The organism is Janthinobacterium sp. BJB304, assembly GCF_002735765.1.
GTDB lineage: Bacteria > Pseudomonadota > Gammaproteobacteria > Burkholderiales > Burkholderiaceae_D > Janthinobacterium.
In genome coordinates this window covers 12,586-33,476 of sequence record NZ_PDZN01000002.1, presented here as the reverse complement: position 1 = coordinate 33,476, position 20,891 = coordinate 12,586, and the positions used below count along the sequence as shown (strand labels likewise).

Annotated in this window: 16 protein-coding genes; 7 read left to right on the top strand and 9 right to left on the bottom strand. The window is 65.2% G+C overall.

The annotated features are described in order from the left end of the window. The first annotated feature begins 47 nt into the window (after positions 1-47). The 3 genes from CSQ95_RS02160 (at position 48) to CSQ95_RS29555 (ending at position 2,896) form a co-directional block, all read left to right on the top strand. Complete coding sequence (locus tag CSQ95_RS02160) at positions 48-1,343, top strand: sodium:proton antiporter (protein ID WP_099408291.1); 1,296 nt, start codon at positions 48-50, stop codon at positions 1,341-1,343. 109 nt (positions 1,344-1,452) lie between these two features. Next, the gene (locus CSQ95_RS02155; protein ID WP_099408290.1) at positions 1,453-2,634 is read left to right on the top strand and encodes a serine hydrolase; all 1,182 of its coding nucleotides are present in this window, start codon (positions 1,453-1,455) and stop codon (positions 2,632-2,634) included. Positions 2,635-2,725: 91 nt separating this feature from the next. Continuing rightward, positions 2,726-2,896 carry a hypothetical protein gene (locus tag CSQ95_RS29555; RefSeq protein WP_180278930.1) on the top strand — a complete coding sequence of 57 codons (171 nt, stop codon included), beginning with the start codon at positions 2,726-2,728 and terminating at the stop codon, positions 2,894-2,896. Here the strand turns inward: CSQ95_RS29555 and CSQ95_RS02150 are convergent. Then, on the bottom strand, positions 2,893-3,276 hold the full coding sequence (locus CSQ95_RS02150) for a YkvA family protein (RefSeq protein WP_046685558.1): 384 nt from the start codon (positions 3,274-3,276) through the stop codon (positions 2,893-2,895). The genes CSQ95_RS29555 and CSQ95_RS02150 overlap by 4 nt on opposite strands. Before the next feature lie 92 nt (positions 3,277-3,368). Between CSQ95_RS02150 and CSQ95_RS02145 the strand changes: the two genes are divergently transcribed. Further along, on the top strand, positions 3,369-4,484 hold the full coding sequence (locus tag CSQ95_RS02145) for a DNA topoisomerase IB (protein ID WP_099408289.1): 1,116 nt from the start codon (positions 3,369-3,371) through the stop codon (positions 4,482-4,484). Here the strand turns inward: CSQ95_RS02145 and CSQ95_RS02140 are convergent. Beyond that, a complete protein-coding gene (locus CSQ95_RS02140) occupies positions 4,438-4,668 on the bottom strand; it encodes a hypothetical protein (protein WP_143449875.1) in 231 nt (76 codons plus the stop codon). The genes CSQ95_RS02145 and CSQ95_RS02140 overlap by 47 nt on opposite strands. A gap of 264 nt (positions 4,669-4,932) precedes the next feature. Between CSQ95_RS02140 and CSQ95_RS29920 the strand changes: the two genes are divergently transcribed. Next, positions 4,933-8,307, top strand: a complete 3,375-nt coding sequence (locus CSQ95_RS29920) for a hypothetical protein (RefSeq protein ID WP_257217917.1) — start codon at positions 4,933-4,935, stop codon at positions 8,305-8,307. 6 nt (positions 8,308-8,313) lie between these two features. Here CSQ95_RS29920 and CSQ95_RS02130 read toward each other — a convergent pair whose 3' ends face one another. Genes CSQ95_RS02130 through CSQ95_RS02120 form a run of 3 tightly spaced genes read right to left on the bottom strand, consistent with a single transcriptional unit; the run spans position 8,314 to position 11,421 of the window. Then, on the bottom strand, positions 8,314-9,135 hold the full coding sequence (locus CSQ95_RS02130) for a ferritin-like domain-containing protein (protein ID WP_099408287.1): 822 nt from the start codon (positions 9,133-9,135) through the stop codon (positions 8,314-8,316). Positions 9,136-9,178: 43 nt separating this feature from the next. Continuing rightward, on the bottom strand, positions 9,179-10,105 hold the full coding sequence (dsdC, locus tag CSQ95_RS02125; protein ID WP_099408286.1) for a DNA-binding transcriptional regulator DsdC: 927 nt from the start codon (positions 10,103-10,105) through the stop codon (positions 9,179-9,181). After that, positions 10,102-11,421, bottom strand: a complete 1,320-nt coding sequence (locus CSQ95_RS02120; protein WP_099408285.1) for a D-serine ammonia-lyase — start codon at positions 11,419-11,421, stop codon at positions 10,102-10,104. Before CSQ95_RS02120 ends, dsdC begins: the two co-directional genes overlap by 4 nt. A gap of 288 nt (positions 11,422-11,709) precedes the next feature. On the opposite strand from CSQ95_RS02120, the gene CSQ95_RS02115 reads away from it, so the two are divergent. Beyond that, the gene (locus CSQ95_RS02115) at positions 11,710-11,898 is read left to right on the top strand and encodes a hypothetical protein (protein WP_143449874.1); all 189 of its coding nucleotides are present in this window, start codon (positions 11,710-11,712) and stop codon (positions 11,896-11,898) included. Between the two features lie 43 nt (positions 11,899-11,941). On the opposite strand, the gene CSQ95_RS28950 is transcribed toward CSQ95_RS02115, so the two are convergent. The 4 genes from CSQ95_RS28950 to CSQ95_RS02100 form a co-directional block, all read right to left on the bottom strand. After that, positions 11,942-12,163 (bottom strand): hypothetical protein, encoded by a 222-nt coding sequence (locus CSQ95_RS28950; RefSeq protein WP_143449873.1) that lies wholly within the window; start codon positions 12,161-12,163, stop codon positions 11,942-11,944. A 228-nt stretch (positions 12,164-12,391) separates the two neighbouring features. After that, entirely contained in the window at positions 12,392-14,479 is a 2,088-nt protein-coding gene (locus CSQ95_RS02110; protein WP_099408283.1) for a TonB-dependent receptor, read from the bottom strand. Positions 14,480-14,577: 98 nt separating this feature from the next. Next, entirely contained in the window at positions 14,578-14,979 is a 402-nt protein-coding gene (locus CSQ95_RS02105) for a DUF2946 domain-containing protein (RefSeq protein ID WP_099408282.1), read from the bottom strand. A 55-nt stretch (positions 14,980-15,034) separates the two neighbouring features. Next, positions 15,035-17,179, bottom strand: coding sequence for a TonB-dependent siderophore receptor (locus CSQ95_RS02100; RefSeq protein ID WP_099408281.1), 2,145 nt, complete (start codon positions 17,177-17,179; stop codon positions 15,035-15,037). Between the two features lie 245 nt (positions 17,180-17,424). Here CSQ95_RS02100 and CSQ95_RS02095 point away from each other — a divergent pair, with 245 nt between their 5' ends. After that, positions 17,425-20,886 (top strand): DUF748 domain-containing protein, encoded by a 3,462-nt coding sequence (locus CSQ95_RS02095; protein WP_257217916.1) that lies wholly within the window; start codon positions 17,425-17,427, stop codon positions 20,884-20,886. The last annotated feature ends 5 nt before the right edge of the window (positions 20,887-20,891 follow it).

Below are 20,891 nucleotides of genomic sequence, written 5' to 3'. Positions count from 1 at the left end.
AAACCTGCGGCGCGCTGCCCCGGCCCGCGCGCCGCTAGAATAGGAGCATGAGCACCACCGCCTGGTTTATCCTGATCGGTTGTCTGATGCTGGCGCGTGGCCTGGGCGCCGACGGCATCGCGCGCCTGCCATTGACCTCGGCCATCGCTTATTTGGGCGTGGGCCTGCTGCTGGGCCCCATGTTCCTCGGCCTGTTCTCGTTCGACCTGGTGCAACAGGCGCCCCTGCTGGAAACCCTGACGGAAATCGCCGTCCTCATCTCCCTGTTTTCCGCCGGCGTCAAGATGCCTGTGCCCTTCAGTCTGGCGCGCTGGCTGCCTTCGCTGCGCCTCGCGTGGCTGTCGATGGCCATTTCCGTGGCGCTGGTGGCGGCCTTTGCCTGCCTGGTGCTGGGCCTGCCCTTGGGCGCGGGCATCCTGCTGGGCGCCATCCTCGCGCCCACCGACCCCGTGCTGGCCACCGACGTGCAGCTGCGCCATGCGGGCGACAGCGAACAATTGCGCTTCATATTGACCAGCGAGGCGGGCATGAACGATGGCAGCGGTTTTCCTTTCGTCATGCTGGGCCTGGGCTTGCTGGGCTTGCATGAACTGGGGCCGCATGGCGCCACCTGGCTGTGGCGCGATTTATGCTGGGCCAGCGCGGGCGCCATCGCCCTGGGCGCGGCCGGCGGCGCGCTGCTGGCCTGGCTGGGCTGGCAAGTGCGCGCCAAGGAGCCGAAACACGCGATGCTGGACGACCTGGCAGCCCTGGGCCTGATCGCCCTCGTCTATGGCGTCTCCACCTGGCTGCACGCGTGGGGCTTTCTGGCCGTCTTCTTTGCCGGCGTGGCCTTGCGCCAGACGGAACTACGGCTGGCCGGCGCGCCGAAAGACCGGCAAGGCTTGCTGCAGGCGCAACAAACCCATACCGTGTCCGCCGCCAAACCGCACGACAGCGAAGTGACGCTGACCGTCAGCGGCGAAGCCCTCGTCTTCAAGGAACATCTGGAACGCCTGTCCGAACTGACCCTGGTGCTGTTGCTGGGCGGCGCCGTCACGGCCGCCGCCTGGAGCTGGCGGGCGTGGAGCGTGGCGCTGTTCCTGCTGCTGGTGGCGCGTCCGGCCAGCGTGATGCTCGGCTTGCTGGCTTCCGGCACCAGCGTACGGCTGCGGGGGCTGGCCGCCTGGTTCGGCGTGCGCGGCATCGGCTCGCTGTACTACCTCAGCTATGCCATCGCGCATGGCTTGCCGCGCGGCTTGGCGCGCGAACTGGCCGACATCACCGTCGTCGTCATCATCCTCTCCATCGTCGCGCACGGCCTGACGGTCAAGCCCCTGCTGGAACGCTACTGGCGCAAATAGGCACTGGCGCCCCCCTTTTGTCATTGCTGCAGAGCAATGATTTGTCAATCGCCCCTATATCGGGCGGAAATATTGTTAAGATAATTAAAAATGGCAAAAGAGAGAATCGATGAAACGAAGAAGCGTGCTGGGACTGGGCGTCTCACTGGCCCTGCTGCAAACGGGCTGCGCCACCGATCCGGCCCGGCTGGCGTGGGAAACGGAATTTGACGGCTTCATGCGCGATGGCCTGGCCCGCACGGAAACGCCGGGCATGAGCGTGGCCGTGGTGCGCGGCGAACAGACCATCTTCGCGCGCGGCTATGGCTGGGCCGACATCCAGGCCGGCAAGAAGGCCGATGCCGGCACGGTATTTCATGTCGCCTCCGTCAGCAAGCTCGTCACGGCCACGGCCGTCATGATGCTGCTGGAACAGGGCGCCTTCCAGCTCGACGACAAGGTGGCGGCCTACCTGGACTTTCCGCTCATGCATCCGAAGTTTCCCGACGTGCCCATCACCTTCCGTCATTTGCTCAGCCATACCTCGGGCATTTCCGACGCCGTGTACGACAAGACGACGGCGTTTGCCGTGCAGGGCGACCCGCGATTGCCCCTGCGCGACTTCGTCAAGGGCTATCTGTCGCGCGGCGGCGCCTGGTACGACGCGGATGTATCGTTTGCCGCCCGGCCCGGCACGGAATGGCGCTACAGCAATGTCGGCATCGCCCTGCTCGGCTACCTGGTGGGCCGTTTGAACCCCGATGGGCTCGACACCTTTACGCGCGAGCACCTGTTCGAACCGCTGGGCATGGACAGCACGGCCTGGAACCTGGCCGGCTTGCCGCGGCGCGCCGTCGTCGCCCAGCCGTACGCGCACAAGGAGCCGGGCCTGCAAGTCCTGCCGCCCGTCGGCTACCCGGACTGGCCGGCCGGCCTGCTGCGCAGCTCGGCGCAGGACTTCGCCCGTTTCCTGGCCATCTACAGCAATGGCGGCCGGGTCGATGGCCACCGCTACCTGCAAGATGCCACCCTGCAACTGTTTTTCGCCCCGCAAGCGGCCCCCGTCGTGCCCGCCGACTCGTCCGTGCAGCAAGCCCTGGTATGGCTGCTGCGCGACGTCGACGGCCGGGCGCTGGCCACGCACAGCGGCGGCGACCCGGGCGCCGCGTCCGTCGTCTGCGTCGACCGGGCCCGCAGGACGGCCGTGCTGGCCTTCGCCAACGTCAGCGCCGACAAGGAGTTTCGTTCATTCCAGAAAGAAGTCGTGCTGCGCCTGCTGGCGCATGGGGCCGGCGGCGCGCCAGCCCGGTAGGCATGCCGCTTGTGTGAGCGGGCGCACGGTAGCGCCCGGGCAAGAACGTATGCTGTGCTGGTCAAACTTGACGCTCAACGAGGAGACCAGCATGACGAACCGCATCGGCAACAAGGACGTGGCCCAGCAGCGCAGCAAGAGTGAAAAAGCCCGCATCAAGGCGCAGAACATCGCCGCCGAGGCGGTGAAGAAGGCCGAGGCCAGGGCGAAATACCGCAATGCCGTCAGGGGCCAGCCGGGCCAGCCCGCTGCCGGCGGCTAGGCGCCGAACCAGCCGCGCAGTTTCTCGGCGGCACGTTCCTTGACCTCGGCCGTGATATAGGTGGCGACGGTGGCGACGGCCGCGGCCAGCACGGCCAGGTCGTCCGCATAGCCGACCACGGGCGTGATGTCGGGAATCGCATCGATGGGCGAAATGAAATAGCCGAGCGCGCCATAGATGGCCGTCTTGGCCCACAGCGGGGTGTTCGGCTGCTGGGCCGCGTAGTACAGCCACAGGGCTTTTTCGATGACTTCGCGTCCCGCCGTCTTGGCGAACTTGACGACCTTGTCCCAGAAACTGTCATCCGTGTACTTCTTTTCATACTGCTTGTCGGCCTGGGGGGCGTGGTCTTCTTCCAGATTCTTTTTTCTGCCAAACATCTGCTGCTCCTGTCTGCCGCGCACGGCGTTACGAATGCGCACCTTAGCATAATGGCGCGGCGGGTGCGCGGCCTGCAAGGTAAGCTATCACCATGGAACTATCTGCCACCACCACGGCCCGCGCCGCCGGCCTGCGCTACACAGGCGACCATCAGAACGGCATCGCCCGATCGGGCAAGCCCGGCAAGTTCCGCTACCGCGACGCGGACGGCCAGATCGTGCGCGATAACGCCGCCTTGACGCGCATCAAGGCGCTGGCCATCCCGCCCGCCTGGACGGACGTGTGGATCTGCCCGCGCGCCAACGGCCACCTGCAGGCGACGGGCCGCGATGCGCGGGGCCGCAAGCAGTACCGCTACCATGCGCGCTGGCGCCAGGTGCGCGATGACGTGAAATATGAGCGCATGCTCAGCTTTGGCCGCGCCCTGCCCGCCATCCGCGCGGCCGTCGCGCGCGGCATGCAGCTGCCCGGATTGCCGCGGGAAAAAGTGCTGGCCACCATCGTGCACCTGCTGGAATTGACGATGATGCGCATCGGCAACGAGGAATATGCGCGCGCGAACAAATCGTTCGGCCTGACCACCCTGCGCACGCGCCACGTGCAGGTCGACGGCAGCGCCGTGGCCTTCCACTTCAAGGGCAAGAGCGGCGTGCGCCACGATATCCGCCTGAGCGACCGCAAGCTGGCCAGGGTGCTTGCGCGCATGCGCGAGTTGCCGGGCCAGGAACTGTTTCAATATGTCGATGACGAAGGCGCGCGCCACGGCGTCGATTCAGGCGACGTCAACGATTACCTGCGCGAGGTGACGGGCGAAGACTACACGGCCAAGGATTTCCGCACCTGGTCCGGCACCCTGCTGGCCGCGCTGGCCCTGCAGGCGTTCGAGCAGGTCGATTCCGATGCGCAAGCGAAGAAAAACATCGTGCAGGCGATCGAGTCCGTGGCGAAAAAACTGGGCAATACGCCGACCATCTGCCGCAAGTGCTATGTGCACCCGGCCGTGCTGGAATCGTATCTGGAGGGCAGTTTATTGGAAGGCATGCGCGCGCGGGCGCAGGAGCAATTACGGGAAGAACTGCCGGCGCTGGCGCCGGAGGAAGCGGCCGTGCTGGCCTTGCTGCAGCAGCGCTTGCAAGCGCAGGCCGCCAGCAAGGCGACAATCAAGCCTGGCGCGCAGGCTGGGGCTGGCACTGGGCCGACAGCGTGAGGGCATCGCTGCTGCACACGGGCAAGGTGCCATGCCCCGCTTCGCGCGCCACGGGGGCCGGCGCGGCATCGCTGTTCTGCGTCTCGCCCGCATTCATCCAGGTGGCCGCCAGGGTCGAAAAGGTGAACAGGCAGATCAGCAGGAATGGCTTGTTCACGTGAAGGGACTGGTCTGGCTTTTGCATCGCATACTCCGTCGGACTGGTTGGCTGTTGCAGCATGGACACGATCATCGCGTGTTTCCACAAGGCATACAATCAGACGGTTTCGACAAGATGGGTAGGACAGCGCTGACAGACTCATGCATAAAGGCCGGTGTCGGCAGATTTGACACCTGCTCCGGCCCGTCCCAGACTAGCCCTTGTTTTTTCAGCATAATCCAGACAGGAACGTTTCCTGCTTGACCTCTCGCCTGGGCACGCTTGGCGCCAGTCAACGGGGGAACGATCATGAGCTTTATCAAACAAGTGCTGCTGGCGCTGCTGCTGTGCGCAATATCGGCCGCGCACGCCACCAGCATCGGCTACACGGCAACGTCGCTGGGCGGCACGCAGTGGCGCTACGACTACACGGTCAGCAATACCACCTTGGCCGTGCCCATCGAGGAATTCACCTTGTTCTTCAGCGTGGGCACCTACGCCAACCTGCAGAACGTCTCCACGGCGCCGGGCTGGGACGTGCTGCTGGTACAGCCCGATCCCGCCATTCCCGCCAGCGGCTACTTCGACGCGCTGGCGCTGGCGGGCGGCATCGTCCCCGGCGCCACGGCCACGGGCTTTTCCGTCACCTTCGATTACCTGGGCGCGGGCAGCCCTGGCGCCCAGCCGTTTAGCATCCTCGACCCCGTCTCCTTCATCGAACTCGAGACGGGCATCACGCAGCCGGCCGCCGTGCCCCTGCCGTCCACGCCATGGCTGCTGCTGGCCGGCATACTGGGCTTGGCGTGCCTGCGGCGCCGGCAGCTGGCCGGCGCCGCGCTGGCCACGGGCCTGGCCCTCGGCCTGTGCGCCTGCGGCGGCCCCAACGATCCCACGCAGCCGCCCGCGCCGAAAATCATGCTGGCGGCAGCGGCAGCCACCGTCCAGGCCGCCGGCGACTTTGAAGTGACGATGTTCGATAAAGTGGCTGAACAGCGCGTCAGCCGCACAGTCTGGGACTACACTTACCGCGTACACATCCGCAACAATGGCAGCGAAGCAGCCGGCAATGTGCAAGCCATGCTGGCCAGCGCGCCAGAAGGCAGCACCATCATCGATGGCGACGTGCAGGCAGGCAGCATCGGCGCGGGCGCCACCGTCACGCCCGCTGACACCATCACCCTGCGCATCGAGCGCAGCATCGCCTTCCAGAGCGCCGGCCTGACCTGGACTTTCAGCGCCAGCACCGGCATCGCCCTCGACCCCGTGCGGCCCGCGCAAGTGGTCGTGCTGCCGCTGTCCGGGCTGGGCTTTCCCGACGGCGCCGACAGCGTCAAGGCCAGCGGCGCCGTCACGGACGTGCTGCTGCAGGAAGGCAGCCTGCGCTTTTCCACGCCGGGCGACACGGGTGTCGACCAGCATGCGCAATTTTCCCTCAGCAAGGGCGGCAAGGTCACCATCCTGGATCTGCTGATCCAGACCGAACTGCCGACGGCCGTGGAAACCCATGTGGAGCCGAACGACGACGGCAACGTGCCCGCCGCGGCGCCCGTGCTGGCCATCACTGGGCTGGGGCCGAACAACCGCCTGCAGCCGGGCGGCCTGGGATTGCGCCTCGTGGGCGCGGCCCCCATGGCACTGCAGGATGACAGCGACGGTCTGCTGTCCGGCCCGGATGGCATGGCCATCAGCCTCAAGAGCTACTGGACGTTCGATGCGGCCAGCGGCACCTTCAGCATCGGCGCCACGGCCATGCAGCAACTGCTGGCATCCTTGCCCAACGGCAGCTACGACCTGAACCTCAATTTCGTCTCGCAGGATGGCGAGTTCACGGCCAGCTATGCCTTGATCGTCATCAAGTCCGGCATCGTGCTGCAAGGACAGCTGCGCACGCCCGCAGGCGGCAATGCCACGGGACTGGCCGGCAAGAAAATGTTATTGGCCGGCTACAACAACCGCCAGCGCCAGGTGGCCGTGGTCGACGCCACGGGCGCCTTCCACTTCGATGGCGTGCTGCCCGACACCTACCAGCTGACCTTGAACGACCTCGTCCATCCGAACGTGGTCAGCGTCAGCGCCGTCGTCTTCAACAGCAGCAGCAACGTCAATGTCGACATCGTCTACCCGTATGCGGCGAGCCCGGCCTTGCGCGCCGAGGCGAAGACCTATACCGCCGGCAGCGTCACGCAGGATGGCGCCGCGCCGCCCGCGCGCGAGGTGCCCGCCAGCCATCGCGCCCCGGGCGACGTCACGCCGCAGGATGACGCGGACAGCAAGACCTTCACGGCCACGGCGGCCGCGCAAAACCAGACCATCAGCTCGCCCGTCGCCTTCACGGTGCCCAAGGACACGAAAAACGTGGGCGTGAAAATCACCGTCAGCACGGCCGAGTATCCCGTCTACACGACGGCGCAAAGCCAGTACAACGATACCTGGTCCTATTCCGTGACCGGGCTGCCCGGGGTCAACCTGGCCGCCGCGGGCGCCGTCAACCAGACCCACTTTACGCAGGGCACCATCGTCAGGACCGAGTGCGTCGATGTCAGCAAGCAAACCAAGGATGGGGCGTTGACCTTGGGCGGCAATGTCAGCGCCACGAATATCGGCGACAGCGCTCTGGCCACCGTGACGACGGTGGAACTGAGCCTCGCGTGCAAGGGCTTGAAGGTGACGCTGGCAAAATTCCTTTCGCCCAACAAGGACGCCCACCCCGTGTTGCAGCCGATCAAGTTGACGGGCAATCTGGCGGGACCGTATGTATCCGTGTCGCAAGGAAACGCCACGGCCACACACACCTTGCCGCTGGAATTGCACTACACGCCGGCGGCGACGACGATTACGGAAGTGAACATCGGCATTGCGTCCGGCGGCGGCGATCCGGCCTTCAGCACGCAGAATTTATTGTCCCAGACCAATACCAAGACTGCCGGCACCGTGAAATTTCCCAGCCTGGTGCTGCCCGCCTTTGCCGGCGCCAAGCTCGACAAGAAGGCCGTCGTCACGGTGCGCCTGAAGGGCCGCATCGACAATACCGATGCCAGCTCCGACCCGGCCGAAGGGGGACAAGTGGCGTTCAAGGGCGACACGGCCTATATCCCCCTGTACCTGGCCAACGACGAGGCGGCGCTGGCGGCGCGGCGCTACGGCACGCGCGATCCTGGCGGCGATTCGTGGGCCACGCGCCTGGCCATCGCCTGGCTGGCGGGCAAGGCTTACCGTTTCGACGACATCAGCGGCCAGCACGTGACGCAGACGGCAACGGGCCGGTCCATCCTCGGCCACAGCGGCCACAGCGACGGCCAGCAGATCGACTTGCGCTACGCGGACGGCGCGGGCGGCTATACGGACGCGCTGGGCGGCCAGAACGACGGCGCCGCCATTCACCAGCTGATCAACGACGCAAAAGCGGAAGTGGTGGCCAACCCCGCGCAAAAGCCGAAACTGACGGCGCTGCTGGCGTGGATCGCGGCGAACCGGGCCATGCTGGCCCAGGAAGCGGCGCCGGCCAGCACGCGCATCATCTACATCGGCCCCAGCTTCATCAAGCTGGCCCTCGTCGACGGGCGTTTTTCCGCCGCACCGGCCGACAAGATCCCCGGCGCGGGCGCCTGGACCAAGCCGGCAAAAGTGCACATCGAGACGGGACACCTGAGCCACTGGCACATCAGTATCACGGCCCATCCGTAGGCAAGGTCAGGCGGGCAGATCGGACAATTCCAGCTCCGAAAACCCCGCCCGCCGCCGCGCTTCCAGGTTGAACGGGCCGCGCAGGGTGGGCGCTTCATAGCGCAGCGCCAGTTCCGCATACGTCGCGCGCAGCTCCAGGCCGCGCTGCCCGCACAGATAGCCGTACCAGCGGTTGCCGATCTCGACGTGCCCCACCTCGTCGCGCAGGATGATGTCGAGGATGGCTGCGGCGGCCATGTCGCCCGCCTGCGCCAGCTTGGCGCGCAGCGGCGGAATCGCATCGAGCCCGCGCGCTTCCAGGGTGCGCGGCACCAGCGCCATGCGCGCCAGCACGTCGCCGCGCGTCTTGTCGACCATTTCCCACAGGCTGTCGTGGCCGGGAAAGTCGCCATACGTGTGGCCCAGCACCTGCAGGTGCGCCTGCAGCATGGCAAAGTGCGTCGCTTCCTCTTTCGCCACGCGCAGCCAGTCCGTATAGTATTCGGCCGGCAGGTCCGGGAAGCGCCACAGGGCATCGAGCGCCAAATTCATCGCGTTGAATTCGATATGCGCGAGCGCGTGCACCAGCATGGCGCGCCCTTCCGGCGTGATCATCGAACGCCGCCCCACCAGGCGCGGCGGCACCAGTTCCGGACGCTCGGGCCGGCCCGGCACGGCGCCCGTGGGCGCCAAGTCCGCCTGCGCATCGAGTGCCAGCGGCACCTCGGCCATGGCGGCCACCATCGCCACCTTGGTTGCCGGGTCCGGTTCCAGCAGGCAGGCCAGCGCAGCGGTGCGTAACTCGCGCAATTGCGCCGGCGCGGTGGGGGTCGATGGGGATGGCTGCATGGGTGTTCTTTCTGGCGTGTGCTTCAACAAGGGGCGCAGTGTATCAAATTGCCTGCCCCAGCAGCCAATCGAACAAGGCCTGCACCCGCGCCGGCAGCGTGGCGCGCGCGCTGTGCACGAGGTAATACGCCTGCGGGCTGGGCAAGTTGAAAGGGCCGAACGGCAAGACCAGCTGGCCGCTGGCCAGCCACGGCTGCACCAGCTGGCGCCGGCCCATGGCCACGCCCGCATGGTGGATGGCCGCCTGCGCGCACAGGTCGGCGCGGTCGAAACGCAGGCTGCGCGCCGGCAAGGTCACCTCCGGCGCCTGCCCGTCCAGCCACAACCGCCACTCGGCGTCGGGCGCGCAGGCGGGCCATGCCAGGGTGTCGTGCAACAGCGTCGCGCTGGACAGCTGTGGCGGCGCGTCAAACAAGCCGTGTTCGCGCGCATAGTGCGGGCTGCACACGGGCGCCAGCCATTCCTCCATCAGCTTGCGCGCGGCCAGGCCGGGAAAGTGGCCGTCGCCATAGTGCAAGGCCAGGTCGACTTGGCCGGCGCGAAAGTCCACGCTTTCATTGCCCACGCGCAAGTCGATCGACACGTCCGGATACTGCGCAGCGAAGCCTGCCAGGCGCGGCACCAGCCAGCACTGGGCGATGGATGGGCGCGCATGCACGGTGATGCTGCCCGCCAGCGCATCGCCGCCGGCCAGCGCCGCCTGCAAGCCATCCCAGCCGATTTGCAGGGCGGCAAAGATGCGCTCGCCGTCGGCCGTCAGTTTGACTTGCCGCGTCAGGCGCTGGAACAGCCGCAAGCCCAGGCTGCTTTCCAGCCGCGCGATGCGGTGGCTGACGGCGCTGGGCGTGAGCGCCAGTTCCTGCGCGGCCAGCGCGAAGCTGGCATGGCGCGCCGCCACGAGAAAGGTGTGCAGATTGGCGAACTGGCTGGCCGTCAGCGTGTCCCTGCCCGGCGCACCGGGCGGCATCATGCGGCTCCGGCCGCCAGCAAGGCGCGGCCGCGCGCCACGTAGGCGGCCATTTCCTGCTCGGGCACCATGCTGCCGCCCGTGCCCCACACGAGGTGGGTGGCCGTTTCCAGCTGCGCCTGGTATTGCGGCGCGGCCAGCACGGCAGGAATGCCCGCGAAACCGGCCACGGCGGACGGTTCCAGGCGCAAGCCTTGCGTTTGCTCAAGCATCGCCAGCAAGCGGTACAGTTCGTCATCGGTGACGGTGGCGTAGCCGTCGATCAGCCGCTGCATGGCGCGCCCGACGAAGCCGGACGGGCGTCCCACGGCCAGTCCATCGGCGGCCGTCAGGTTGTCGATGCCGATCTCCTGCACGCTGATTCCCTCGTGCAAGCCCGTGTGCACGCCCAGCAACATGCACGGCGAGTGGGTCGGCTCGACGAAGACGCAGTGAACAAAATCGCCAAAGGCCAGTTTCAAGCCGAAGGCTACGCCGCCGGGACCGCCGCCCACGCCGCACGGCAAGTAGACGAACAGCGGGTGCTCCTCGTCCACCGCGACGCCGGCCGCTTGGAACTGGGCTTGCAGGCGCTGGCCCGCCACCGCATAGCCGAGGAACAGATCGTGCGAATTTTCATCGTCGACGAAGTGGCAGGTGGGGTCGTTCTCCGCCTGCTTGCGCCCCGCTTCCACGGCCACGCTGTAGTCGGTCGCGTACTCGACGACGGTGACGCCATGGCTGCGCAATTTATCCTTCTTCCACTGGCGCGCATCGGCCGACATGTGCACGGTGGCGCGAAAGCCCAGACGCGCGCTCATGATGCCGATCGACAAGCCCAGGTTGCCCGTGGAGCCGACAGCGATCGCATACTGGCCAAAAAAGGCGCGCACGGCGTCGCTGGCCAGCACGCTATAGTCATCGCCCTCCTTCAGCAAGCCTGCGTCCAGCGCCAGCATTTCCGCATGTTTCAACACTTCATAGATGCCGCCGCGCGCCTTGATCGAGCCGGAAATGGGCAAATGGCTGTCCTGCTTGAGCCACAGCTGACCGCTCGTCATGTCTAAGGCCGCCTGCATGGCGGGCAGCGGCACGACGGGCGACTCGATGACGCCGCCGCTGGCCTGCGTTTCCGGAAACGCCTTGGCCAGGTACGGCGCGAAGCGCGCCAGGCGCGCGCTGGCATCGGCCACGTCGTCCGCCGTCAAGCCCACGTCCTTCAAGCCCTCGGCCGCCGGGGCGATGCGGGGATTGAACCAGTTCAATGGCTGCAAGGCCATCAGTTCTGTAATCAGGGGAAATTTTTCGCACAGCGCGGCGATGGCGGGAGTGGGCAGCATGGCAACCTCGTGTAGGAACAATCCATGATTAGAGCGCATCCGGGCGCCGCTGGCAAACGATGGTTGATCAGGCAATGCATGAGGGAATGTCATCTATCCCGCATTCATCCCCAGGCACCAACCTTGGCCCATAGCTAAATTTAATTCTTGAAGGCACTATCGATTAAAGAAAAATTTCCACAAAGTCACAAAAATAAGTTATCTTAAAGGCAAATAAAGGAGACATTTTTTCTCTTTTCTACCGAGGCAAAAATGCGCTCCAAGAATGACAAAGTTACTGCTACGAATATGGAAATCCTCGACTGCGCAAGGCAGGACGATTTGACGGCCCAAAAGGTCGAGGTCGGCATTATTTTCCAGGAGATGCTCGATACCGCCACGGCCGCCGCCTACCTGGCCAAGAACAAGGTGCCAATCGCCACCGCGCTGCGCGTGCTGACGGGCTCACGGCGAAAAAAGAGCGGAGGCGGAAGTTGATGGCTCTGCGGCCGGTGAGCGGGGAATGGTCTGCCTGAACAGCTCAGGACTTCAAGGGAGGAGGCGCCACTTCATACCAAACCCGTATCCCTCGCTCAACCTTGGCTAACGCCGTCCAGCCTCGCGTTTCCGTGATGGTTTCGATGTTGACCGGACGAACGCAGGTTTTTAACAGCCATTCATTGGCCAATACCAGCGACCGGTCCATGCCATCGGAAAGCGGACTGCCCGCAGTGGTCGAACGAAAATCTTTAAATGCGATCATGGACACCTTTATATTAAGTCAGCTTCATTTCAGCAGATAAAGCCTTCAGCCTCCGCTATCGCACCCATGTGCGCCAAACGCCTGAAGCAGGCGCCAGAGAGCATAACAAATTACCGTCGAGAAACATGCGCACATTGTCACGACCACATGGCGCTCGCCGATGCGGCGTTGCCAGCGTGCGCCTTCCTGCCGCATCGGCGGCAGGAAGGCGCACACTGATAGCCAGGCTTAGAACTTCAGCTGCAGCCCCAGGTCAATCGATCGTCCCTCGGCCGGCAAGGCTTGCAGCGCCCCGCCGTTCGCTTTCAGTCCCGACAGATACACGCCGCCGAGCGGGTCCGCATACGCGCGGTTGAACAGGTTGCTCACGCCGGCGCTCAGGCTGGCCATCTTGTTCAATGCCACGCTGCTGCGCAGGTTGACGAGGGCATAGCCGCCCGTTTCCGGTTCGAAGCGCCGGGCATCGACCTTGTCCTTGCGGGCCACGATCTTCGTTTCGATGCGGCTGCTCCAGGCGCCCAGCTTGTGCTCGACGGCCAGCAAGGCGTTGAACGGCATCATGCGGTACAGTTCTCCGCCATCGCTGCGCTTGCCCCGCGTGTAAGCCGCATTGCCCGTCGCCATGAAGCGGCCCCAGCGGGCGCTGCTGGCCAGCGGCAGCTGCCAGGCCACATTCGCGCCGTACAATTTGGCGTCGTGGTTGGCAAAGCGCAGCAAGTTACCGTTCGCGCCCATTTTCATGTACGGGTGGAAAGACGCCAGCACGTCGACGTCGATGTAATTGTCGACCTTGCTGTAATAGGGATTGACGCGCAGGAACCAGCCCTCCTCGCCGCCGCCATGCCAGTCGGCCGTGAACGCCGCCGTGTACGCCGTCTCGGGTTTCAGGTCGATATCGCCCACATAGCCGTTGCCGTCGCCAAACCAGTTGGTCATGGTCATGGCCATCGAGCCGCGGCCCCACGAGTAGCGCTCGTACAGGTTGGGCGAGCGCACCTTGCGCGCCAGCGCGAATGCATAGCTGCTGGCCGCATCGGGCGTGAACGTCGCTTGCGCGGAGGCATCGATATTCGTGTCGCGCTGGCTGCGGCTGCGCGCATTGAAGGCTTTGGCAGCCATCACGTCGGGCATGTTCATCATGTTGGTGCCGTACGATTGCACGTCGCCCGCATCCATGCGCACGGATTCGCCGCGCACGCCCAGCACGCTCGTCCAACGCGCAGCGTGGCGCGTTTCCAGTTCGCCGAACAGCACGGTGCGGTCGCGCTTGCCGTCATTGATGTTCAGGTAGGTGCGCGGCCCCATCATCATGGAACCGGGCACGGCCGGCCAGTAGTCGTCGAGGCGGAAGCCGTGCCACTCCTGGCCCAGGCGCAACTCGCCCGCCGCCATCGGCAGGCTGGCCATCAGCGCATAACCGGTGTTGCGGCCATGCGTAATCATCGGCATCGTGCCCTTGCGCTCGGGCGTGAAAAAGCCCATCTCGTGGTCCGTCTGCTGCCAGTAGGCGCGCGCGTCCAGCACGCCCCAGGCAAATGTGCCCTGGTAAGCGAGATTGGCGAACTGGCCGTGGTTGTCCGTCATGTCCATGTACTGGTTCGGGAAACCCTGGTACGGGATGTGCTGCACGCCGGCGCGCAGGGTCAGCTGCTGACCATCGCCCTTGGCCGCCAGCACGATGGCCTGGTTGATGCTTTCAAACATGCTGGCCAGCACGGTATTGCCGTGGCCATCTTCATAGCTGTGGCCGCGCGTAGTGGCGCCGCTGTAGCCGATGCTGAGCACGTCGCTGGCGGCCGACGCATGCACGCTGGTCGCCACGCTGTTGTTGACGCTGCGTCCCGACACGGCAAAACTGCCTTGCGTGAGCAGGCCCGCGCCAGGCCGGGCGAACACGGGCGCGTTCGATTGCACCTCGATGGTGCCGCCGATGCTGTCGCCGCCCGCGCTGACGGGTGTCACGCCCGCGATCAGGCGGATGCGCTGCACTTGTTGCGGATCAATGTACGACAACGGCGCATTCATATGATTGGCGCAGGCGGACGTCAGTTCCATGCCGTCGATGCGAATCTTGAGGCGGTCATCGGCAAAGCCATTAACCACTGGCAAGCCGGACACGCCGCCCCCAGCCGCCACGCTGTAGCCGGGCGTGCTGGAGAGCATCAGCGCCGTGTCGGCGGCAGGACGGTAGCCGTCGCCTATGGCCGTGACGATGACTTTCATTTCAGGCAAGACGGTGGTGCCTGCTTCATTGTGCGTTTGCGCCACGGCGGGCATGGCGATGGCGAGGGAAATCAAGAACGGTAAATGTTTCATGGTGCTGCTTTCAGATGCTGTATGGGTAAGACGAACGGCCGCAAGCGCAACACAGCACATGGCCGCGCGGCGCAAGGCAGTTCAGGAAAAGGGACAGGTCAGAAAGCGGCGGGCGGCCCACGGGGCTGGACGGGCGTCCAGGCGAACAGGGGCGTGGCGGATTGGTAGAACAGCTCGGGCAGCAAGCCCGTGAGGAGCTCGCCGGAAGCGAGCACGAGGGTGGTGGGTGGGATCGACAAGGTGTCCGCATGCATGCTGCAGCACGGGCAGTCGCCCATGCGCATGCTGCCCTTGGAAGTATCGGGATCGGGCGCGTCCGTGGACAATGTTGCGGGCAACATGTTCATGCCACCCGCCACCGAGCAGATTTCCAGGCTGGGCACGGCCAGGCCGCTGGCGACCGTCAGCGCGCGCGACACCGTAGGGGCGAGCGTGGCCAGGAAGATGGCGATACACGCGATCCACAGGACGATGCCGGCCTTGCCTTTGCTGATGAACATGGCAACATTGTATCAGGGCAAGGCCCCTGAGCACAGGGCGCAGGTCAAGCCTGGCTTACAAATCCACCTTCATCGACAGCTTGATAGCGCGCGGCGCGCCCGATGCCAGCCGCGTGCCGGCGCCGGCCCAGTAGCGCTTGTCGGCCACGTTTTCCACGTTCAACTGCCACACGACGGCCTTGTCCATCACGCGGCTCGCATAGCGGGCGCCCGCGCTGAACAGGCTCACGCCGCCGAGGAAAGCCTGGTTCAGGTCATTGACGGGGCGGGCGCTGTAGTAATACGCGCCGCCGTTGACGGACAAGCCCGGCACGGCGTCAAACGCATAAGCGAGGAAGGCGCTGGCCGTGCGCTTCGATGCGTTTTCCGGCGCCTTGCCATTGTAATCGGCGTTGATGTGCGCAAAGCTCGGGTCGAGGAACTGGGCCGACGTCTGCCACGACAGCTGGCGCGTCAGTTTGCCTTGCGTCGAGAGTTCCAGGCCACGGTAGCGCTGTTCGCCATCCGACGTGAAGACGTTGCTGCTATTCGTGTAATAGCCGGGGCGCGTGATGTCGAACAGCGCGGCGGACAGCAAGGTGCCGCCCGGCGTCAGCCAGCGCGCACCCAGTTCCTTCTGTTTGCTCACGCCGGGCGCCATCTTGACGCCCTGGTTGACGGTGCCCGTCGGGCCTGTCTCCCCCTCTTCCAGCCCCCGCGCCGTGGACGCGTAAAACGACAGTTCGGGCGTGGCCTTGTAGATCAATGAGGCCATCGGCGTCGTCTTGCTGACGTCGTAGTGGCTGGCGCCCTGGTCGCTCTGATAACTGCTGCGGCGCACGCCGATGACGCTTTGCCATTGCGGGCTGAAGATCATGCGGTCGAGCGCGTACAAGCCCGTGTCGCGCGTCTCGAGCGCGGCCGTCGTCGGCGCCGTCGGCTTGGGACCGAACACGACATTCGTCACGGGTACGGGGCTGTACAGGTTTTGCGACGCGATCGTGTAGTTGCTCTGGTAGATAGCATCTTGCGACTTGTCCGTGCGCGAGGCGCCCAGGGTCAGTTCGTGGGCAATCAAACCCGTATTAAAGTTGCCGGCCAGTTCCGCGCGCAGCAAGTCCGACGCCGTCACGCTGTGCTGGATATTGCCCGTGATGCGGCCCGCGCCCGTGGCCAGGGCCGCCGCGTTATTCAGGCGGAAGATGGCCAGGCGGCGGTCGCGCGCCGTTTCCGAGTGGCCCGCCTCCACCGTCAAGGCCCAGCCGTCCGTAATGGCGTAGTCGGCGCGCAATTGCGCGTTTTTCGTCTGCGCCTCGAAATTCGACCAGTCGGGGCCGATCAAGTTGCGCGGATCGACGGCGCGCGGCAGGCTGATCACGCCCTTCACGGCGGTGGGCAAGGCCACGCCCGCCTGCTCCGTCACCTTGCGGCGGTCGTATTCCAGGTCCGCCTTGAGCAGCAGTTTATTAGTCACCCGCCAGTCCAGCGCGGTGGAGAGAAAGCTGCGGTTGCCATTGCCGACCTTGTCCAGATAGGAACCCAGGGTGCCGCCGGCCGCATTGATGCGCACGCCGAATTCCTGCTGCGCGCCGAAACGGCGGCCCACGTCGACATTCGCCACGGCACTGCCGCGGTCGTCGAGGCTCAGGCCCATGCTGGTGACGGGCTGGCTGCCAGCCCGCTTGGTAACGAAGTTGACGACGCCGGCCGGCGACGTAAAACCGTAGTACAGGGCCGAGGCGCCCTTCAGCACTTCCACCCGTTCCTTGTTGTCCATGGGCACTTGCGAGAAGTTCATGATGGGCATGGAACCGTTGAGGCGGTAATTCGTGCGGTTTTCCACGGCGATGCCGCGTATCACCAGCTGATCCCAGGTTTCGCCGCCATTTTGCTGGCGCGTCACGCCCGCCGTATTGCGCACGGCGTCGTACAGGCCGGACACGGCTTGCTGCTCCAGCAATGCGCGCGTGATCACGTTGACTGTCGACGGCACGTCCATGATGTTGGCGCCACGAAAGCTGCCCGCCTCCGTCGTGACAGGCACCAGGCCTTGCGCGCGGGTGCCCGTCACCTGCACGGCTTGCATGACTTTCTCATCGCCAGCCGTCAGGTCGTCCTGGCCGCCAGCCCCATTCGCGGCGAAGGCTGCGTGGGAAGCGAAGGCCAGCGACAGGGCGGCGGCGACAGGAAGTAAGCGGGTGCGGGGAGAGACGACAGGCATGACATCGGGCTTTCAATGAGAAAATATGTACGGATGGAAACTTACGGTTAGCGCGCATGATACCGATAATGAGAATCATTATCAAGTAAGAGTGAGTTTGTGTGAGTTTTACACAAGAAACAAGGCCACCCTGGCGCCTGTTATCACTTGAACACGTTTGGATTTTGCAGACGAGGCCGCAAAGAGGCATACTGACAGTCACGGCGTGCAGGATGTGCCGCCCAACAAGATCAAAAGGTAAGTTCGTGAACACAATCGACAACAAAAGCGTGCAGACGAAAACATTTCGCTGGAAACGCTGGCAGCGCTGGGCCGTCGGCACCGGCTGCGTCCTCGCCGCCTACAGCGCGGCCGGCTTCTGGCTGGTGCCCTACGTTATCAAAAACCAGCTGCCCAAATTTGCAGAAAAAGAACTGGCGCGCCAGGCCAGCATCGCCGACGTGCGCTTTAACCCGTTCACCTTGCGCCTGGAAGCGGAGCAGATCACTTTCAAGGAAGCGCCCGGCGCGGATGGCCAGAGCGGCGCGCCGCTGCTGTCCATCGGCGCGCTGGCCGTGCAGCTCGAATGGAAATCCATCGTGCGCCGCGCCTGGAGCCTGGCGGAAATCCGCATCACGGCGCCGCAGGCGCAGTTGACCATCACGCCGGACGGCAAGTTCAACCTGGCCGAAGTGCTGGCCACCTGGCAACGCAACCATCCGGAAAAGAGCGACGGCGGCATGCCGCGCCTCGTCATCGCCCACTTTGCGCTGGAACAAGGCAAAGTGGACTGGCAAGACCAGAAGGCGGGTTATGCGGATGACTTCACGCCGATCAACTTTACACTCGACAATATCTCCACCTTGCCCGACGCCAACGGCAGCTATAGCCTGAGCGCCGATGCGGCGCGCGGCGGCAAGCTGCACTGGCGCGGCACGGCTTCGCTGAGCCCGATCCGGGGCGAAGGCGAGCTGATACTGAACGACGCTTCCCTGCCCGGCCTGGCCGCGTATTTGAAGGCGTACACGCGGGCGACGGTGAGCAGCGGCAAGCTGTCGGCGCGCCTGCCCTATGCCTTTTCCTATGCCGACGGCACGCTGCAAGCGACGGTCAAGGGCGCGGGCCTGGCCTTGCGCGACCTGGCGCTGGTACGTGACGGAAAAGGAGACGCATTTACGTCGCTGAACACCTTGGGCATCGCCGGCGTCAACGTGGATCTGGCGCGGCAGAGCGTCACGATCGACAAGGTCAATCTGTACGGCGGCAAGGTGGCCGTGCGGCGCGACAGCAAGGGCGAGATCGACGTGGCGAACCTGATGCTGCCGGGCAATCCCGCACCCGCAGCATCGGCCACCGCCGCGCCAGCCAAACCTGGCAAATGGAAGGTGGATTTAAAACAGCTGGCACTGGCCAATGTGGACGTATCCGCCATCGATGAAACCGTCACGCCTGCCCTGCAATTGAGCGCGAAACAGTTGCAACTGCAGCTGCAGCTGGGCTTGCAACAAGGGCCAGCGGGCATGGCCACCGTGATCGACGGCGCCAATTTCAGCCTGGCCGACCTGGCCATGCAACGCGGCGCGCAAACGCCGTTCAAGCTGGCCCAATTGGGCTTTACGGAAGGCAAGGTCGACCTGGCGGCGCATACCATGCACCTGGGCGCCGTGACGGCCAGCGGCGCGCAGATCGACCTGGCGCGCAACCGCCAGGGAGAGTTTGCGATTGCGCAAAAACTGCCCGTGTTTGCCTCCGGCAAGGCCGACGCAGGCAAGGAAACCCCTTCCGCGCCGTGGTCCACCGCGGTAGACAAGGTGGAACTGAGCAAATTCGGCGCCCGTTTCGAAGACGCGGGCACGGGCATCAAGGGCACGCTGCAGGATGCCAGCCTGTCGCTGCACAAGGTCAGCAACGACATGAAGCAGGCGCTGCCATTCGAGCTGGGCGTGGGCCTGCGCGAAGGCGGCTTGCTCACGGCCAACGGCAAGTTCGTGCCGGGCACGGGCGCCGTCGATGCGCAACTGAACCTGAAACAGCTGACCCTGGCACCCGTGCAACCGCTGCTGGCGCAGCATCTGAAACTGAAGCTGGCGGGCGGCTCTCTCTCCGGCAGCGGGCGCCTGACGACGGGCGGCGGCGCGCCGAAGGCACCGAAAGTGCGCTATGAGGGCGGCGTGGATATCGCCGGCCTCGTGCTCAATGAAACGGATGGCAAGCGTTTTGCGTCATGGAAAAGCGTGCGTGCCGACAAGCTGACAGCGAGCGTGGGCCCGGATTTTGTCGACATCCCCGAACTGCGCGTGGTCGAACCGAATGCGCAGCTGATCATCGAAAACGACCGCAGCCTGAACGCCCAGCGCCTGCTGGTGAAGGCGCCCGAGCCGGCCACTGCGCCGGCGCCGGCAACCGCCAGCGCGCCCGCCGACGCCGCATTCCCCGTGCGCGTACGCCGCGTGCGTCTGCAGAATGCCAAGCTGGACTTTGCCGACCTGAGCCTGCGCCCGCAGTTCGCCGCCAAGATCTATGAGCTCAACGGCGTCGTCACGGGCCTGTCGACGAAACGCGATGCGCGCAGCCAGATCGAACTCGATGGCCGCATCGACGAATTCGGCCTGGCGCGCGTGCGTGGACAATTAAATCCCTTCACCCCGACCGACAACACGGACTTGAACGTGGTCTTCAAGAACGTCGACATGGTATCCGCCTCGCCGTACACGATGAAATTCGCCGGCTATAAAGTGGCGGAAGGCAAGATTTCGCTGGACTTGCAATACAAGGTGCGCAACCGCCAGCTCGACGGCACCAACCAGATCGTGCTCGACGAGCTGACCCTGGGCGAACGCATCGACAGTCCGGACGCCCTGAAGCTGCCGCTGGAATTGGCGCTGGCCATCCTCAAGGATAGCGACGGGCGCATCGACCTCGGCTTGCCCGTGTCCGGCGACATGAACGACCCGCAATTCAGCTATGGCGCGCTGATCTGGAAAGCCGTGGGCAATGTGCTGACGAAAATCGTCACGGCACCGTTCCGCGCGCTGGGCAACTTGCTGGGCATCAGCGCCGACAAGCTGGAAGCCATCGACTTCGATGCGGGCAGCGCCGTGCTGCTGCCGCCCGAGCGGGAAAAACTCAAGCAGGTGGCGCAGATCCTGGCCAAGCGCGAACAGCTGAAGCTGGCCGTGCCGGGCCAGTACAGCGACACGGACGGAGCCGCCCTGCGCGCCCAGGCCGTGCGCCGCGCCGTCACCGCCAAGGCCGGCATCAAGCTGGAAGCGGGCGAAGAACCGGGGCCGTTGAACCTGGGCGAACGCAAGGTACGGGGCGCCCTGCGCGACCTGTATGGCGAACGTTTCGGCAAGGCCGAGCTGGACAGGCAGAAAAAGGCGGCGGAATCGGCTGCACCTGCCCCAGCGGCGGCCTCCGCCAACGCTTCCGCGCCGGCGGCGGCCAAGATCCCCGTCTTCCAACGCCTTGGCAAGCTGATCGAGGGCGAGCCGCAAGTGGCCGACACGGGAGCATTCTATAACGGCTTGCGCGAGCAGCTGGAGGCCAAACAGCCCCTGCCTGCCGATGCCTTGAGCAAGCTGGGCGCCCAGCGCAGCGCGGCGATTCTGGCGGCCCTGCAGCAGGACGGCACGCCGGCGGCCAGGGTCAGCGCGGGCGCGCCGGAAAAAACGGAGGCCACGCCGGGCAAGCTGGTGGGCTTGAAGCTGGGACTGGCGGCACAGTAATCGAT